We start from the raw sequence: 18,693 nt of genomic DNA, 5'->3' as shown, positions 1-18,693 counted from the left end.
TCCAATTTATAAAATTGGATCCTTTTTAGCATAAATATCTATATCAAAAATATTAATTACTTGAATCTTATTTTCTTTATTGATAATTCCATTGCTTTTTAGCGTTAATAAAACTGCGTTAATTTGAGTATTATTATCACTTACAATAAATTTACCCTTCTTTTCTTCATCTAACATCTTAGACATTACTTCATTTGGACGAACACCAATAGCCGAATCAATTGGTCCAACCATTCCTACATCTGAAATATATAAAGTTCCTTTTGGCAATCTATGCGCATCATTAGTTTGAACGTGAGTGTGAGTTCCACAAATTGCATCAACTTTTCCATCCACGTATAAACCAAAAACATATTTTTCACTTGTAGTTTCAGCATGAAAATCTATAAAATGAAAATCAGTTTTATTTTTAGTAAAATATAAATTATCGAAACTATAAATAAATGAATCTGCATATTGTTGATGTCATGGTTTTAATAATTCATTAAAACTTTGACCCATAAAAGAAGAGACACGTAAAGTTTTATTTTTAATTTGAAACACTTTACTTCCATCGCCAGGATAATCTGCATCAACATTATAAGGACGGATGATATCATCATTTTCTATAATTTGATAGATTCCGTCATTGGCCCAAACATGATTTCCCATAGTAAAACAATTAATTCCTGCGTTCTTCAAACGTTGGTAATCTTCAACACTTAAACCTTTTCGACCACTAACATTCTCTCCTTGAGCAATAACAAAATCAACTTGATATTCTTTAATCAGCTTTGGTAAGTATTTTTCAACTGTAATTATTCCAGGAAGTCCAAAAATGTCACCTAAGAATAAAACCTTAATTTCCATAACATCTCCTTTATAATATATATTGTAATTATAAAAAATAAAAAGAATTAAGCAAGTTTAATGCTTACTAAATTCTTTTACTTTATTATATATTTCATGATATATCTCAGAATTAGTTAATAAATAATCTCTTAAATTCTTTTTACCTTGTGCAATATTTTGTCCGTTATATCCATATCAAGCACCTTTTTTATCTAAAATTTCTTTATCTGTTGCTAAATCGATAATTTCTCCTACTCTATCAATTCCTTTGTCAAAGTAAAATTCGCTTTGACCAGTTTTGTATGGAGGTGCTATTTTATTTTTAACCACTTTAAATTTAATTTCTGCACCAATTATTTCTTTATCTTCAACAATTGCTTGTCCTTTGCGAACTTCTACACGAATACTTGAATAAAATTTTAAAGCACGACCTCCTGGTGTTGTTTCAGGGTTACCAAAAATTACACCTACTTTTTCTCTAATCTGATTAATAAAAATAATTGTAGTTTTATTTTTATTTAAATTTCCAGTAATTTTACGTAATGCTTTCGACATAAGGCGAGCCTGCGCTCCAATTTGTTGGTCAGTCATTTCTCCATTTAATTCAGCCTCAGGCACTAACGCTGCAACACTATCAACAACAATTAAGTCGATATTTCCTGTTTTAGCTAAAATATCAACTATTTCCATCGCTTGTTCTCCGCTGTCAGGTTGTGAAAGTATTAAATTATTAACATCTACTCCAATTTTTTGAGCAAACAAAGGATCAATTGAATGCTCAGCATCTATAAATGCCGCAACCCCACCTAATTTTTGAACTTCTGCAACTGCATGCAAAGAAAGCGTTGTCTTTCCACAACTTTCAGGTCCATAAATTTCGATAATGCGTCCTTTCGGATAACCTCCACCTAATAAGGTATCTAAAGTAATACTACCTGTGCTAAAAGTTTCAATCGCTAAATCAGGAACATCTCCTAACAACATAATTGATTCTTTACCAAATTTTTTTTCTATTTGATGAATCGTAGTAGAAATGATATCTTTATTATTTTCCATTTTTCCTCCTACTTTATTAATAAAAAAATCGGTAAATGCAAACTAAAAAAGAACAAAAAATGAACTTTTATTATAAATTGATACAATAAAAAATAATTACCTTAGTAATTATTTTTTTGAATATTGAATAATTTTTTCTATTAATTCATCTTTTTCAATATCTTCGTGTCCATAAATATTTAGTTTTGCTGCTATTTTATGTAATTGACTTAACGGTAATTTTGAAAGTCTTTGATATTCTTCACTTTTTTCTGGTTTTTCACTTGTTTGTGTGTTTGAACTTGTTGTAGTTTGATTAGCACCTTGAGCATTTGCACCAAAAAATGGAGCAAAAATTTCTTGGAAATTACCACTCATTTTCATATTTTTTAAATTTTCTTCTATCACTCTGTTTCTCAAAACGTAGCCTTCAAAGTAAATAAACATCTTTCTTAATTTACTTACTTCTCTGCCTGGAAAAAATATAATAAGTAAATATAAAACTGCTAAAATAACATTAGTTACAACCATCATTATCGCAACATTGTAATCACTAAAACCTTGAAAACCAAAGAAATTTCTAATATTTATAAAAAAGACAATAATATTATAGATAGCGGTAAATCACATCCCCATTAAGGCTAAACCGTTTAAGTATTTAAAATTGCGATTTTTAAAAGCTTTAAATACCGAAATTACAAAAAACACAACAAGCGTAAATAAAAATATAGTTAAAAACGAATTAGTTGTAAGATTTCTTATAAAATCTGATTGAACATATTCAGAAATATTACCAGTGGGAAAGTTTGAATTAGATTCTGCTATTTTCTTATAAATTTCAGTTTGTAAATCAAAATAACCCGCTTTATCAACAGCGACATAAATCACCTGAATTAAAGAAATTGCAGCCACTAAACCAATAACAATAATATAAAAAATAATTCACAAATTAGATTGCTTTTTAAATTTTTGTCATAAAGTTTCAGTGTTATCTATTTCATCTCAGTTTAAATTTCTTCAATTAATCATTATTTCCTTTCGTTTCGTGTTCTTGAATAAATTTTTCAAAATTAAATTCTGCTACCCGAAATTTGTCACCCGGTTTGCTATAAAACTCTAAATATTGTTTAGTTATAGGATGTTCGAATTCCAATTTATAAGCATGCAAGCGTTGTCCGTTGTCATCAATTGCTTTTCCATATACTGGATCTCCATAAACTGGATTTCCAATGTATTTTAAGTGCACTCTGATCTGGTGAGTTCTTCCGGTTTCCAATTCACATTGAACTAAAGATTTTGGCATTGAATCTATATAAAAAGTTTTTAGCAAATTAATATGTGTAATTGCTGGTTTAGAATTAATATTAGTAATTGTCATTTTTTGACGATCTATATTAGAGCGACCAATCGGTAAATTTAACAACATTTTTTTATTTTCAATAATTCCATCACATATTGCAAGATATTTACGATTAATTTGATGTGTCACAAATTTTTCAGATAACAACTGATGTATTTGATTATTTTTGGCAATAATTAATAAGCCGCTAGTATCCTTATCAATTCGGTGTACTATTCCGGGTCTTAATAATCCATTTTTATCTGATAGATTATTTTTAAAATGATATAGTAATCCATTTACTAATGTCCCTGAAATATGTCCGGGCGACGGATGTACTACTAAACCAGACGGTTTATTAATAACGCTTAAATACTCGTCATCATAAACAATATCTAATTGCATTTCTTCAGGTTCTACATGAAGAGTTTTATCTAAAACTTTTAATATCTTAATGTGTTGACCTTCTCGCACCATAAATTTAGATTTATTAACTAAAACACCATCAACATATACCACTCTTTGATCAATTAATTCTTTAATATCATTACGTGATATTTCTGAATTATTTGCTATATATTTATCTATCCTTTCTTGATATTCTACGATTAAATATATCATATTAAAAATTATACCAAATTTCAAAATTAGCAAGTTTGAAAATATAGGGTTATTGTATAATATAACTTATGTTAGGTTTTTTAGAAAAGAGAATGCAAAAAGCACTAGAAAAAGTGCAAAAAAAGGTCACTTTAAACGAAGTTGATATTTTAGAAATTACTCGCGATATTAAAATGGGGCTATTAGAAGCCGACGTTAATTTACAAGTTGTTAAAGAATTTATCAATAAAGTCAAAGAAAAAGCTTTGACTGAAAAAATTATTGGACAATTAAATCCGTCACAACACTTTATTAAAATTTTACACACTGAATTAGTTGAGATTTTAGGTGGAAAAGTTAAAGAATTTCAGATTAATAAAAAAACGTATGTTATTATGATGTGTGGTTTGCAAGGGTCTGGTAAAACTACTTCAGCAGCAAAATTAGCATATTGATTTAGAAAGAAAAAAATGGTTCAAAAACCTTTAGTCGTTGCTGCTGATATCTACCGTCCGGCCGCAGTTGAACAATTGGTGACATTAGCTAAAAATATCCAAATCGACTACCACCAAGAGGGAGTTGATAAAAGTGCCGATGAAATTGTTAAAAATGCTTTAAAGGTTGCAAGAGAAAATGATAATGATTTAATTATCATTGATACTGCTGGTCGTTTATCAATTGATGAAAAATTAATGGATGAATTGCGTAGATTAAAGAAAATTTGCAATCCGGATGATATTTTATTTGTAACTGACGCATTAAGTGGTCAGGATATTATTAATGTGGCTAAAACTTTCCATGAAAATCTTAAATTAAACGGAACCATTATAACTAAGTTAGATTCAGATGCCCGAGGCGGCGCTGCATTGAGCTTAAGATATATCTTAAATCTGCCAATCAGATTTATTGGTACTGGTGAAAAAACATCAAATTTAGATCTCTTTTATCCTGAACGTATGGCAGATAGAATTTTAGGTATGGGTGATGTGATGACCTTAATTGAAAAAGCTCAAGATGTTATCGATGAAGATAAAGCAACCAAGATGTTTCATAAGATTTTTAGTGGAAACTTTACTTTAGATGATTTATTAGAGCAAATTAAACAAGTAAAAAACCTTGGTAAGTTCTCTAAAATCTTAAAAATGCTTCCCGGTAATCTCTCTGCAAAAGTAAGCGAAGATCAATTAGATAAAGCCGAAGAGAAAATGTATGTCTATCAAATTTTAATCTCTTCAATGACTAAACGTGAACGTCAAAATCCCAAACTGTTAAGACAAGCATCTCGCAAAGAAAGAGTTTTAAAAGGTAGCGGCCGTAATGCTCAAGAATTTAATAAATTATTAGCAGATTTTGATGCAATGGTAAAAAGAATGAGCGATATGGCTAAATCATTTAAAAGTGGTGGTGGTATAGGTGGTCTTGGCGGATTTGGATTATAATTTTAAAAACAGGGATAATTCCCTGTTTTTAATCACCCCAATACATGTTTTTATCCTTGCATTTTAACGAATTTACCTACCACATAGTGATTTTCGTTTATCAAACATAATTTATAAAAATAATTAAAGCCATTTACTTCTTAAATAATTTATCAAAGAAAGAATCATCTTTTGGTTTATTATTTTTGTTGTATAAAAATGATTGATATAAATCGCTATAATGTATATCCCCATCATTAATTTCTTTAAAATGATAACCTCAAATTACAAAATAAAATATTTTAATTTGTTGTTCGTATTCATCATTAAAATAAGACATAAAGTTATAACCTAGATATGCCTTCTTTTTATTTTCGTTAAAAAAATAAACAAGAAGTTTTTCTTTTTCTGGAATTTCCTCATTTTCACCATTCAGGTAAAAATTATCACCTGATGAATATTTAAATTCATTAATTCATTTAGTTAGATGTGGAAGATATTTTTTTCCTACTTTTTTATAAAAATAAATAAAGCATGTGCAAATAAGTAGTGATAAGGCATAAATACCAACCATTATACTGTAAAATATTATATAAAAAGCACCGCTATTGTTTTCTTTAAGTATCAAATCTAAATAACCAAGGTAAGAAACTAAAATAATAAATACATTTATGAAAATCAAAATAAATATAAAAATTATTAATATACAGCTTTTTCTTTTTCATTTTTTTATTGAATTTTTAAACTCTATAAAACCCTCATAAAATAGCAAATGAGTATTTTTTGCTTCTGGTATCGCCAATAATCTTTGAGTCTTTATAAAAACAAACCTAATAATATATTTTTGAATACTTAATACAATTCCATAAAGACATAAAAGAACAGTAATCATAGAAACTGAAAATATATTAATGATTTCTCAAGCAATTAATAAAACCTCCATATTAGTTTTCTTTAATTATAAAAGTTTACATAATCATTGTATAAACCTTTAAAATAATTTTTATGCATTTCCTTTCTTGATTTATGCATGTTATAAATAAAGAAACCAAAAACACTATAGGCATCATCTTTAAAGAGTTTTTTAAATGTATGTATTCGCAAAAACCTTGAAAAATTATCAAAAATAAAGGTGTGAAAAGGTATATAGTTATTAGGTTTTAAACTATTATTAAAATATATTTCAGAATTTAATAAAGGTTTATTGTAAATAATTTTTGAAAATTTAAACTTTTCTCTAAAATGAAATTTTATCCGATTACAATAAACCAAACATTTAATATACATAAAATATGAAGCAATTAAAGTTATTATAGAGAAAAAAAACATAGGAAGTCAAGCAAGAATGTATGAGGCATTATATTCTAATTTTTCTTGATAAATTATTGATCATAATTCTAACCCTAAAATAATAATTGACCAAAATATACCAATCAGCAATCAAATTAACATCCTTTTATAAAATGAATTTGAATATTTTAAAACCACTTTTCAAAAATCTACAAATTCGTGGTGATATTCATTAGGATTAATATCTTTTTCTCTTTTGTATACATCGCTAATAATAAAATAAAAATATTGAAATTTATAAATATAAAAAGAAGAATAAATCGGATATATAAATAAACAAGTAAATAACAGTAAACCGATTGAAGTGTATAAACCTATTGCGTCCATACTAACCTAAATTATCTTTTTTTGTATGATTTGGTAATTTTCTAATGTATCATACATTTAATCTTGGATTAAAAACTTTCTTCAATCCTCATGAATATAATTTTCAATCAGGTTGTTTTAACATTTCATCAATCGTTAAGATTTCTCCTGTTTTTAAATTTTTAAAGACTTCGTTTCGTCCTCCTATGCCACCTTTGTTATATGGTGCTGTTTGTGGTGTTTCCTTTACGACAACTCATTCTACTTTTTTTATATTTTCTAAATTTTGACTAATCAAATTAAGCCAGTTTTCTAAATTCTGCAAATATGAATTTATCCTGCTTGATTCATTGTTTAATCCAATAATTTCATTTACTGATATTGTGATGTCAGCTATATCTAACGCTATTCCTGGTATTTGTCAAAAAAATCCTTTTCTTAGGTTTTTCAGTCCTTCTTTAAGACCCGAATATCAGAATTTTTGTCCTTTAGAATAATTTCATACAGTGCTAAAAACATTTACTGGAACACTAGTGATGACATCTTTTGAAAAACCATATGCATCCATAAAACCACTATCATATTTTTTTCCTGGTTTAATTAGAAGTTTAATTGAATCCAAATTCTTTACGTATGCCTCTTTTTGCCTTTTTAAATTTTTTATATGAATTGATAAACCAATAGATGCTACGCCAGCGCCAGCAGAAAGAAAAAATGCTAATCCTAAGCTAAAAAAACCTAAAAAAGCAGTTACTATAGATGTTGCTGATGCAGCAATTTTTAAACCGATTGCAACTTTTATTCTATAATTAAGATTTACTATATTATCGTTAATTCCTTTGTATATGATATTGATATTTTTTAATTCGTTTTCTAATTTAAAAAACTGAACTGTTAATTCCTTAGAATTAACTTCATTATTAACAAGATTAACCACATACCCTTTGTCAGACTCTAGAACTGTTCTTGTAATTTTAAACTCTTCATCTTGTTTTTTTGGTTTATTTGTAGCAACTATTTTTGTGAATTCTTTTTTATATGAATTAATATCTTTACTAAAATCACTCACAAATGATTTGTAGGCTTGCTTATTTATTAATTTTCGTGCTTCTTCTGCTTGTAATTGATTTATAAAATTATTTGCTCTATATCCATCTATAATGCTATTGGTAATTTCATAAAAATCATCAAAAGTTATAGTTTCTTTTATAGTCTTATTTACACTTGTTTTTCTCTCAATTATACTATTTGAGATACTATCTATTATATTTTCCTTACCCTTAAATACGTTTTGTGAAAATTGAATCGCTTTACTTATGTCTTTTGATGTCAAATCTTTACTGAATTGTTTTTTAAGTAATAAATCATCTTCAATTTTTGCAGTTTGCGGAACTATTCCCGTTAAGCCACCTAAACCAGAAATAGGTTCACCAATACTAAATAGTAGTTTTTTCATTTATGCTCCTTAATTTAATTTTTATATTTATAATACATTAAATTATGAAATTCACTAATGTATTTTGCTTTAGTTTAAAAAAGCAGCACCGTCCTAGAAATTTTGGTGCTGCTTTTTTTAAATAAAACTAATAAAAAGCGAAACCGTTCCTTTAACAAGAAAATTTTGTTGTTTTTTACTAATGAGTAATGCATCTCCTGTTTTTATAGGAATATTATTAATATAACCAGTACCATCAAAAACAACAACTTCCACACAATGTTTAGCATTATTTGTTGAAATTACTTCTTGTTGGTTTTTTAAATTCAGCTTAGTAAGTTTAAAATTCTCGGTTTGGTAAAAATTATTAGTAAGTTCTTTTTGTATTTTAACTTCTAAATCAAGGTTCATTGTATCTATTGATTCTTTAATATGAATTTCTCTTTTATTTCCGTTTATGTCTCTACGTTCATAGTCGTATAAGCGAAATGTTATATCACTAGATTGCTGTAATTCAAACACCATTGTTTCTGAAGGGATACCATGGATTAAACCAGCTGGTATATAAACAAAATCATCTTTTTCTAGTTTAATTTTATTTAAATATTTTTCAATTAAATGACTATTAATTGCTTCCAATATTTCTTGCCTTTTATTTGTGTTTGTTCCTAATATAAATGGTTCATCACTAGTTTTTAGAACATACCAGCATTCATTTTTACCTAATGAATGATACTTTTTTGCATATTCATCATTAGGATGTACTTGAATACTTAATGGTGTCTTTGCATCCAAAAATTTAATTAAATGAGGATATTCAAAAGTTTTTGACTCCTCTATAGAAAGATTAAAAAACTCAGGATTATGTTTTATAAAATCGCTTAATTTTTCATTTGTTGATTTTACTATTGATTCACAATTTTTAATCACAGAAATTAATCAAGCCTCACCTACTTTTTCTTTTAAATGATACATTTTTTGTAAATTATCATTAGCTCATAAGGTTGGTTTAAAAAAGGGTTTCAAAAAGATAATGTTAGACATTTTGATTTATTTTTTTATTAAACTGTGAATTAGCAAATAATGCAGTTACTATATAAAGCAGTACCGACAAAATTAACAAGAAAATTCCATAAATAAATTCGGAAATATTAATGATTTTTTTACCATTTTTTATTGCGTTATTTACAAAATTTATATATTGTTGTGAACCTAAAACAGTTAAAACAATACCAATAATAAGAGCGATTGTTGTAACTGATAGCAAAACAATTAAGATAATTTTATCTTTTGAAAGTTTTTTTATCATTTCTACCTTTCTTAAAGTTAATTTTTGATAAAGCCATTGATAATTTAGATAAACTTTTAATTTCTTTTTCTTTTCAAAAACCATAAATTAAAGCAGTAATTATCATACCAATAATAATTGCAATAAAGTAAAATAAAATTCCTAATCCTGTTCCATGTGTGTGTGAACCTACCGCACCCAAAATAGCAACAATTGGTCCACCGTGTGCAGCAGCATTTGTAACGCTTAGAACACCTGCTAAACCACCAGCAACAGCGGAACCAATAACATTAGCAACTATCACGCGCTTAGGATCGGCCACAGCAAATGGTATTGCTCCTTCTGAAATTCCTATAAATCCCATCAAAATCGCAGACGCACCTAATGACTTTTCATTATTATTGAATTTCTTTCTAAAAATAATAGTTGCTAATCCCATCCCTAATGGCGCAACAGGAATTGCTGCCCCTACCATACCCATTGGTTCAAAAATATTTTGAGAAACCAAAGCTGTTGATGTTAAAAAAGCAACTTTATTAATGGGACCACCCATATCAAAACCAGCCATTGCACCTAATAAAATACCCAATAGTAGTGCAATTCAAATTCCTATATTATTATCGCTGGTAAATACAGTTTTTAACGCGGCAATAAATTTATCCATAACATAACCAATTGGAGCACCCACTACAAAAATTACAATTAATGAATAAAATAAAGTCACTCCAATTGGTATAACAAACATTGGTATAATAGCACTAATAGATTTTTGTATCCTAAATGATGTTAACCATTTTACTGTATAACCGATAAGTAGTCCAAAAAGTATACTCCCAATAAACCCTAATGGTGTAACCGCTGAAATTCCTCCGATACTAAAAAATAAATCACTTTTATTCGCTATAAAGCTTACAACAAAAGCGGGCATTAATGCTCTGCTCGGCCGGCAATAGAATATGCTATATAAGCACCTAAAGCACCAATCATTAGAGTAAATGAAACAACTCCTATTTGCAATAACCATCACAAGAAATCACCTTTTGGTGCTTCAGTATTATTTCCATAAATACTTTTTCCTAAACCTAAGGAAATAGCAATCATTATCCCACCAAAAATAACATATGGAATCATATATGAAATTCCTTTAATAATATGTTTTAAAATACCTTGTTTAGTAGTATCATATGTTTTTTCTACTTTGTTATTACTATAAAAAACTGGTGATTTTAATGCTTTGTTAATTACTTCTTCGGTTTTGTGGATAGCTTCTTTCGTAGAAGTAACATAAACTTTTTTGTTATTAAACTCATCTAACGGAATCTTTACATCTGAAGCAATAATAACAAATTCTGCTTCAGCAATGTCTTGGTTTGTAAGTTGATTTTGAACTCCTACCGAACCACGTGTTTCAATTTTTGGTTGATATCCAAGTTCTATCAATTTTTTGGTCAAAGTTTCGGCAGATAAATATGTATGTGCAATACCTACAGCACAAGAAGTAATACCCACTACTTTTTTACCTGATATAACTGAATTTATATTATTTTTCTCTTCATTTATAAACAAACTAATTAGTTGATAAATTTCATTTTTATCAATCGAAGTTTTTAGAATATTTATAAGATTTTCATTCAATAAAATAGTTGAAACTTTAGTTAAAGTTTGCATATGTAGATTATCTTTATTTTCTTTTGGAATTAAGATTACAAACATATATTTAACATCACTTTGATCAAATGTTTGCCACTTTAAAGCATTGGTTGATCTAATAAAGAATAAAGCAGGCCGTTTAATTGCATCGGATTGACAATGTGGAATCGCAAAACCCTTTTCCATCCCGGTTGAAAATTCATTTTCTCTTTGTATTAATGCTTTCAAAACTACATCTTTTGACTCGCTTAGTGATAGTTGAACTGCTTTAGAAGCGATAAAATTTAATACATCTTCTTTGGTGTGAAAATTTTCTGCTTCAAAAATATATTCAGTTTTAAATACTTGCATTTATCCTCCTGTATTTGTATTTTAACCTTTAATACAATACATAAGAAGCAAAAGAAAAAAATTTTGATATTTTTTAAAATATTAGAAAATTATTTTTTATTTCAAAATTCTAAAACTTTAATATTTTCAGCATATTTTGCTTCAAAATCTGAAACTTTATTGCGCTGAATAAACAAAAAGAGTAAATCAGCAATAAATTGTTGATTGATTTTAGATGAAATAGAAACAAATCTTCTATTTTGTTCCAAAGTTGAATATAGTATAACATTGTCTAATTTATTTTTAATTTGTTTGTTTGCTGTTATCAATCAAAATTTGATTTTATACAGTACAAAGAGTTCAATTGCAAATTTAATTTCTTTAGTATCACATGATTTAGAAAATAAAATGACTAATTTATTTTTAATATCTTTTTGACTACTTGTTAATAATAAAGAATGAAAATCGCGAAACGCTATTGCGTTAATTCCGATTTTTGCTAAATTAATACCCAATTCAGAGGCAGATAAATAAGAGGAACCAGCACCATATAAATAAATTCGTTCGCTATCTAAAATACTGTTAATTGCTCTATTTATTTGATTTAAATCAATTAAATGTGAGGTTTTTGAAATTGATTCGCGGTAAAACAAAAATAATTGTTTTAATATTATCTTTTGATAATCAATATTTTCGGTGTTTTTAATATCTGTATTTAGAAAATTATGATACACAAAAAATTGCATATCTTTTAGCGAATCAAAATTTAATTTTTTAACAAGCTTTGAAATCACCGACATCGAGATATCTACCTTATTTGCTAACTGTTTAATAGAACACTTATAAAATTCTTCAGGGTAGTTAGAAGCATAATTAATTAAATTTAATTCGGTTTTTGTTAATTTATCAAGTTGATTTTTAGAAAAAAATGTAGTCAAAAGTTTATTCATATTACTATTATAATATAACTTTTTTGTGTTTTAATAAGTGTGAATAGTTTACTTAGATAATTTGCAAAATAAATAGTAAATTTAATAATATTAAATTTTTATATTATAATAATATATAATAATGTATATAAAAAGTTAATGAAAAATACAATGCTATTATTACAAAAAACCCAAAACAACATTATAAAATTAAAATAAAATAATGTTGTTTTGGGTTCAAATTTGTCTCTCTTTCAAAAAAAGACAATAAATCCTAATAGTTTATTTTGATTGTTTGTGATTAGGATTTATTTGATTTGATCTATTATCATTATTTTTCTTAAAATCACTATTATTAGGGTTTTTAACATCTGATCTTTGATCATTTGGCTTTTTATTACTAAACATATTACCTCCTTTCTATAGTTGTTTTATTAAACAACTATTTAATAATTATGATATACATTATTATATATTACCATCAGACATTAAATTAAACACAATTAATCCTTTTATTAAACAAGTCTAATTACTTAGATTTAACTAATAGAAGGATTTTTTATTATGAATACATTAGCAACCTGAAAAGAATTAAAAGACTTATTCAGAACCAACAAAAAACAATTAAGAAAATATTCAAAGAAAACGAACTCTCTGATTTATACCAATCGCTCTTTTTGATGTGTAGCAAAACCGAAAGCAGTGAATTTGAACGCAATTTTTCAAAAACATTTTTATGCGATGGAGTATTAAAACAATTATTAGCAATTAATACATCAAAGTTAAAAAGTCGTTTAAATTTAGAAATTAATGATGAAATGTGTCAATTAGACAACATCTGATGTGATGATTTCGTTGATAACTTAGATACATTATATTCAACCTTTCTTACTAATACATACCTTGAAAATTTAATAAGTTTTAGCCACTTTCTTAATTTCTTAAAGGCATACATCCGCGAAATTAAACCACACCAACAAGAGATGATCAACATGTGTTTGCCATTTTTAGATGATATGGTTGAAGAAGTAAATAAAGGAATAACACATAACAAAAAATGAAGATTTATTGATTTCTATGATAGATTAATTTTTATCATTAACGAAAACTCATTTTTAGTCAACATTAACGAACAAAGTTTTAAAAAGTTTATTTGTGAGACACTTTTTGATTTTATTATTGTGGTGAATTTAGTAGCAATGCACACTTATTGAAAGAGTTAATTTATTTAAGATGTTAAAAGATTTCTATCAAAATCACCCGGTTTTAACTTTTTGAAATTTAAATAATAAAACAGTCAAACAACACAAATTTAAAAATTTTATGACCTTGCAATTAACAAAAGGAACGGAACACTAACAAAGTTAAAGTCCCCCACAGAAGTAAGTTAATAAAATACTTAAAAAAAGTAAGATGCCATTATTTGCTACATTTATGTTAATCTCATTCAATTAGAAATTTAAAAAACTAAATAAACAATATAGATGAAATGCAAAAAGAAATTAAAAATAATCTTGTTAGTTTAAAGATTTTGTTAATATTAACATATACATTTTTTTGAAAAATCATATTGTAATTTTGACACTTTAATCACACTTTTTATCTTAAAGTTTTTCTTACTAATTTTATTTTTTGTAATAAAAGAAAAGCAAATTAAAATAAATGAAAATAATTAAAAAACGTTTTATTTATAAATTTTTTAATCTATTTAGATAACTTTTAAACATCAAATTCCATATCAAACTAAAAATTCAAAATGTGTGCACAAAATCCTTTTATTTACTTAAACAATAAAAATAATTTATTAGAATTATTATATGACTAATAAATTTAAGAAACTATTTTTAATAACAACCGCTTCAATAAGTTTTTTTACACCGGCTCTCACTATAGCATGTGGAGAAGTATCAAAAAATAACAACACCAATCCACAAAAGAAAGATTTGCTACAACAATTCAAAGTTACGATGACTAATTTTGAACAACTTAAAGATATAGTAGCTAAACTACATGAGGATTCAGAATTAGATGCGAACAGTTTAATTGATAATAGTTTAAATGAGGCTCAAAATGCTTCAATTACTACAAGCGATTTATTTAATAATCCAAACGTAAATTTAGATATCGCTAAGAATAGTTTAAATAATTTGCAAACTAAGATCACTAACACCAACACTTTAATTAGTCAATTTAACGACATAGTTAATAAACTTAATTCTAATTCACCAAAATACAACAAATTAAACAATGATTTTGCACAAATGCAATCCGTTAAGGATTTGATGAATAAACTTAGTCAACTTACAGAATTTATTCAAAACTTTCAATTCTCTGTTGATAAACTAAACAAAATATTTAATAATTTAGAAAAAGAATATAAAGACGTTCTTCAAACAGTAGATGAAACAACATATCAAACAGAACTTTTAAAGCACTTTAAAAACAAACTTAATGAATTAAAAACATTAGTAAATAGTTATGCGAATTTTCTTTCAGACAGCCAAGATTCAGTGAATAAGAAGAAATTAATGGATCAGGTAAAACAAGTAAATGATGTATTAGATCAAAATAAGACAATTAATGAATTAATTAATTTTAACAATTCATTAGAACAAACTTTTAACGCTGTTAAAAATGATATTAAAAATTTACAACCTCACAAAGAAGAACTTTTAGATGCTAAATTAGCATTGTTAATGGTTATTAAAGAAGCTAAAAACTTTAATTTACCAGATACCGATGAACTTAACTATAGAATTTTTTATCAAAAAGTTAAAGAATTTCCCGAAAATTATCGAACCGCAGAACAAGAAATAAATAAAACCAACGCAACCGTGGAAGAATTAAAAAATGCTACAAAAACTTTAAAGAATACATTAACTGACTTTAAAGCAGAAATCCAAGCAAATTTGAACCCCGATACTGCTAAACAGGTGGATTATTCAAATCCATTAATTAGAAAAGAAAATATCAGCGACCAAACAATATACGATAAAATCCAAGAAAGACTAAAAGCTAAAAATGGTGTTTTTCCAGGTATACAAAGGTATCGCACAACTTCTACATTTGGTATTGCAACAGGCGGAAATAAAGAAGACAATCAATTCTTTATAATAAAAAATGGTTTAAACATTAATTGGTTATCAAATGATGGACAACCAATTAATCAAAATAATGTTAAGTTTACAAATTCAACTTGAGACGAAGAAACTAAAACATTAACCTTTATATACAAAATCGTTGGAATGCCCGAAGCGCCCGCAATGAAACAAATTATTACTTTACATAACATAACAAAACCACAAACATCAAAAAGCATCAACAATCAACCAACAAAAACAAATAAGAATACAACAAATCAAACTTCAAACCCTACCGACAGCACAAGTCAACCTGCACCAGCAGAAAATACAAATCAAACACAAAACAGCAGTAAAACAACTACTGAGCAAAAAACAAACACAACCCAAACTTCCGCAAGTTCTGAGACATCAAACACCAATACTCAAACTAGCGAACAAAACCAAGGAAATTCAGAACAAACACAAGCAAGCCAACCCGCTGAAAATTCAACCACAAATAACAACCTACAACAAACAAAAGAAACAAAATCACAAATATAAGAAGATCTCTACAAAAATTCCTTAGTAAAAAACAGATATAATTGATTAATTGATATCTGATAAAACTAAAGCATATATTATCATACAAAAATAAAATAACACAAATTTGCTAGGTTTAAAAGAATAAGCAGAAATCGGTGGTTTTGGTATTAATAGGAAAAATAACAAACCTAATTATTCAACTTTTTGTTATTAAATAGCAAATAACAAAAAATTCAAAAACACTAGTAGTGATACTCATAATAAATTCACAAAATTTCCTTGAATTCAAACACTCAATTATTAACATTCATTTATTAATCAGTAAATTCTGATAAAGTTTATCAACAGCATTTTTTTATAGACAATATAGAACTAAAAATTTCTCAAAATTAGCTTAAAGAGCATTCAAAAACACAAGAAAGATTAACCTTGTGTTTTTGTTATATATTTTTCTAAGTATTCGCCGATTGTTGCGCTATTATGATTACCAATTATCACATCAGCAACTTTAATCAAATCACTAGTAGCATTTTGCATCGCTACGCCAATTTTGGCTTTTAAAACCATTTCAATATCATTACCACTATCACCAAAGGCAATTAAGTTATTTGTAGTTAAATTCAATAAATTCAAAACATATTCAATCCCAATTAACTTAGATGTGTTAATTGGGTTAACATCAGTATAAATAGAATTAGTAAGATAAATATTACAATCAAATTTTTTCAACATTACCCTAGTTAAATCAGTAATCTGTTTTGCTTGATTTAATGGATTACGTAACGCAATTTGAGTTAGTTTAGTTCGAGATAAATCAACTATCTCTTGCATTTGATCAAGATTAATTTGATTAAAAATATTCATATCCATTATATTGGCATCAGTCATTCAGGCAGGCACTTTATTATCAGGTAATGCGGTCGCATTATAATCAGCAGAATCAATTGTTATAATCAATTTATGATCTAATGCAATTTTACGCATATAAGGAAAAATTGCCTTATCTAAAGTATTAATTATATAAGTAGTTTGTTTTTTAACATCATAAATACAACTACCATTAGAGCATACTAAGTAGTCAACATAATCAATAGTTTTATTATTTAGCAAGGGTAAGGTTTTAGCTACTCCGCGCCCAGTAGCAATTACATTAATGTGTCCAGATTGTTGTATTTTTTGCATTATTTCAAGAGTATAAGAATGCACACTATTATCTTTTTGAAGTAAAGTTCCGTCTAAATCAAAAGCAAAAACATAAGGTTCAAAATGCATTATTTAATAAATCTTGCTCCATTCATATATGGTTGCAACACAGTAGGAATCGAAATGCTTCCATCTGGATTTTGATAAATTTCCAATAACGCGGCAATAACACGGTCAACCGCTAACCCAGATCCATTTATAGTGTGTGCATAGTGTACTTTTGATTCTGCATCACGATAACGAATCATCGCACGACGTGCTTGAAAATCACCAAAATAACTAACACTAGACACTTCTCGATAGCGTTGTTCGGATGGAAGTCATAATTCTAAATCAGTTGTAAACATAGATGAAAATCCTAAATCTCCGCCACACAAGATAACTGCACGATATGGAATTTCTAACGCCTCTAAAACGCTGCGCGCATCATCAACTGTTTTTAAATACTCATCTCAAGCAACATCCTTATTAGTTATTTTAACTAATTCTATTTTTTTAAATTGGTGCTGTCTTAAAATCCCTTTGGTATCCTTACCAGAACTACCTGCTTCAGAACGAAAACATTCCGTATATGCCGTAGCTTTAAATGTAGTAGATAAATCAATAATTTCATTGTTATAAATATTAGTTAATGTAACTTCGGCAGTGGGAATTAAATACTCATTAGCGCCGCTGATTTTATATAAATCATCAACAAATTTTGGCAACTGTCCAGTACCATATAAAATATGCTCTTTAACTATTACAGGCGTATTAAATTCTTGATAACCTTTAGAAGTGTGTAAATCTAACATAAAATTAATTAAAGCACGCACTAATTTAGAGCCTTGATTTTTATAAATAACATAACGCGAACCAGATAACTTAACCGCTCGTTCAATGTCTATAATGTCTAAGTCTTTAGCAATTTCATAATGCGGCTTGATATCCTTAACTAAACCACGACCTAAATTAGCAAATTCATATAAAACTTGATTATCATTTTCGTCCGAACCAACTGGTACAGAATCTAAAGGAAGATTGGGAATTGACAATAACATCTCATTAATTTTAGTGTTTAAACTATTTGCATGTTGATTTAAATTTACTTCATCTTGCTTGATTTTAACAATTTCTTGTTTTAGTTGCTCTAGTCTTATTTTATCATTCTTATAAAATTGAAATTGTTTAGAAAGCTGTGAGAGTTTGCTTTTTGCATTTTGTGCGTCAGACATGCTTTGACCTCTTTGCTTTGCTAAATTTAAAAATTTATCAAAAAAGCTCATATCAAACCTGCGTTTTTGTAAACCTTTTTTAACTTTATCGACGTTACTTAAAACATATTTTATATCCAACATAAGACCTCTAACTTTCTTTCAAATTATACACTTTTAA

16 protein-coding genes and 1 pseudogene are annotated in these 18,693 nt (G+C 27.1%); 3 read left to right on the top strand and 14 right to left on the bottom strand.

Features of this window, described 5'->3' with window-relative positions; all coding sequences use genetic code 4:
* Positions 1-6: 6 nt before the first annotated feature.
* The 4 genes from BCF59_RS02330 to BCF59_RS02315 all read right to left on the bottom strand — a co-directional run bounded on the left by BCF59_RS02330 (position 7) and on the right by BCF59_RS02315 (position 3,826).
* Positions 7-849, bottom strand: coding sequence for a TIGR00282 family metallophosphoesterase (locus tag BCF59_RS02330; RefSeq protein ID WP_134110844.1), 843 nt, complete (start codon positions 847-849; stop codon positions 7-9).
* 57 nt (positions 850-906) lie between these two features.
* Positions 907-1,887 carry a recombinase RecA gene (gene recA, locus BCF59_RS02325; RefSeq protein ID WP_134110842.1) on the bottom strand — a complete coding sequence of 327 codons (981 nt, stop codon included), beginning with the start codon at positions 1,885-1,887 and terminating at the stop codon, positions 907-909.
* Positions 1,888-1,995: 108 nt separating this feature from the next.
* Positions 1,996-2,895 (bottom strand): hypothetical protein, encoded by a 900-nt coding sequence (locus BCF59_RS02320; protein WP_134110839.1) that lies wholly within the window; start codon positions 2,893-2,895, stop codon positions 1,996-1,998.
* A complete protein-coding gene (locus tag BCF59_RS02315) occupies positions 2,888-3,826 on the bottom strand; it encodes an RluA family pseudouridine synthase (protein WP_134110837.1) in 939 nt (312 codons plus the stop codon). The genes BCF59_RS02320 and BCF59_RS02315 overlap by 8 nt, the downstream gene beginning before the upstream one ends.
* 68 nt (positions 3,827-3,894) lie before the next feature.
* On the opposite strand from BCF59_RS02315, the gene ffh reads away from it, so the two are divergent.
* Positions 3,895-5,244 (top strand): signal recognition particle protein, encoded by a 1,350-nt coding sequence (gene ffh, locus BCF59_RS02310; protein WP_134110835.1) that lies wholly within the window; start codon positions 3,895-3,897, stop codon positions 5,242-5,244.
* Between the two features lie 133 nt (positions 5,245-5,377).
* On the opposite strand, the gene BCF59_RS02305 is transcribed toward ffh, so the two are convergent.
* The 8 genes and pseudogenes from BCF59_RS02305 to BCF59_RS03720 form a co-directional block, all read right to left on the bottom strand.
* A complete protein-coding gene (locus BCF59_RS02305; protein ID WP_134110833.1) occupies positions 5,378-5,797 on the bottom strand; it encodes a hypothetical protein in 420 nt (139 codons plus the stop codon).
* Between the two features lie 380 nt (positions 5,798-6,177).
* Positions 6,178-6,900 (bottom strand): hypothetical protein, encoded by a 723-nt coding sequence (locus BCF59_RS02300; RefSeq protein ID WP_134110831.1) that lies wholly within the window; start codon positions 6,898-6,900, stop codon positions 6,178-6,180.
* Between the two features lies 1 nt (position 6,901).
* Positions 6,902-8,335 carry a hypothetical protein gene (locus tag BCF59_RS02295; RefSeq protein ID WP_134110829.1) on the bottom strand — a complete coding sequence of 478 codons (1,434 nt, stop codon included), beginning with the start codon at positions 8,333-8,335 and terminating at the stop codon, positions 6,902-6,904.
* Positions 8,336-8,452: 117 nt separating this feature from the next.
* On the bottom strand, positions 8,453-9,358 hold the full coding sequence (locus BCF59_RS02290; RefSeq protein ID WP_134110827.1) for a type I phosphomannose isomerase catalytic subunit: 906 nt from the start codon (positions 9,356-9,358) through the stop codon (positions 8,453-8,455).
* Positions 9,351-9,623 (bottom strand): hypothetical protein, encoded by a 273-nt coding sequence (locus BCF59_RS02285; protein WP_134110825.1) that lies wholly within the window; start codon positions 9,621-9,623, stop codon positions 9,351-9,353. Before BCF59_RS02285 ends, BCF59_RS02290 begins: the two co-directional genes overlap by 8 nt.
* Positions 9,598-11,603, bottom strand: a pseudogene (locus BCF59_RS03735) (PTS fructose transporter subunit IIABC). Before BCF59_RS03735 ends, BCF59_RS02285 begins: the two are co-directional and overlap by 26 nt.
* A gap of 89 nt (positions 11,604-11,692) precedes the next feature.
* Complete coding sequence (locus BCF59_RS02275) at positions 11,693-12,532, bottom strand: MurR/RpiR family transcriptional regulator (protein WP_134110823.1); 840 nt, start codon at positions 12,530-12,532, stop codon at positions 11,693-11,695.
* 261 nt (positions 12,533-12,793) lie between these two features.
* Entirely contained in the window at positions 12,794-12,919 is a 126-nt protein-coding gene (locus BCF59_RS03720) for a hypothetical protein (protein WP_268810732.1), read from the bottom strand.
* A 272-nt stretch (positions 12,920-13,191) separates the two neighbouring features.
* Here BCF59_RS03720 and BCF59_RS02270 point away from each other — a divergent pair, with 272 nt between their 5' ends.
* Together BCF59_RS02270 and BCF59_RS02265 are read left to right on the top strand one after the other, a co-directional pair.
* On the top strand, positions 13,192-13,734 hold the full coding sequence (locus tag BCF59_RS02270) for a hypothetical protein (RefSeq protein ID WP_134110821.1): 543 nt from the start codon (positions 13,192-13,194) through the stop codon (positions 13,732-13,734).
* A 594-nt stretch (positions 13,735-14,328) separates the two neighbouring features.
* Positions 14,329-16,134, top strand: a complete 1,806-nt coding sequence (locus BCF59_RS02265; RefSeq protein ID WP_134110819.1) for a hypothetical protein — start codon at positions 14,329-14,331, stop codon at positions 16,132-16,134.
* Between the two features lie 405 nt (positions 16,135-16,539).
* Here BCF59_RS02265 and BCF59_RS02260 read toward each other — a convergent pair whose 3' ends face one another.
* Positions 16,540-17,388 carry an HAD-IIB family hydrolase gene (locus BCF59_RS02260; protein ID WP_134110817.1) on the bottom strand — a complete coding sequence of 283 codons (849 nt, stop codon included), beginning with the start codon at positions 17,386-17,388 and terminating at the stop codon, positions 16,540-16,542.
* Positions 17,388-18,656: a serine--tRNA ligase gene (gene serS / locus BCF59_RS02255; protein ID WP_134110816.1), complete on the bottom strand. Its 1,269-nt coding sequence runs from the start codon at positions 18,654-18,656 to the stop codon at positions 17,388-17,390. Before serS ends, BCF59_RS02260 begins: the two co-directional genes overlap by 1 nt.
* Positions 18,657-18,693: the final 37 nt, after the last annotated feature.

This window comes from Mycoplasmopsis mustelae, from assembly GCF_004365095.1.
In the GTDB taxonomy this organism is placed as follows: domain Bacteria; phylum Bacillota_I; class Bacilli_A; order Mycoplasmatales; family Metamycoplasmataceae; genus Mycoplasmopsis; species Mycoplasmopsis mustelae.
The sequence above is the reverse complement of the archived record's forward strand: the minus strand, read 5'-3'. Positions and strand labels throughout refer to the sequence as shown.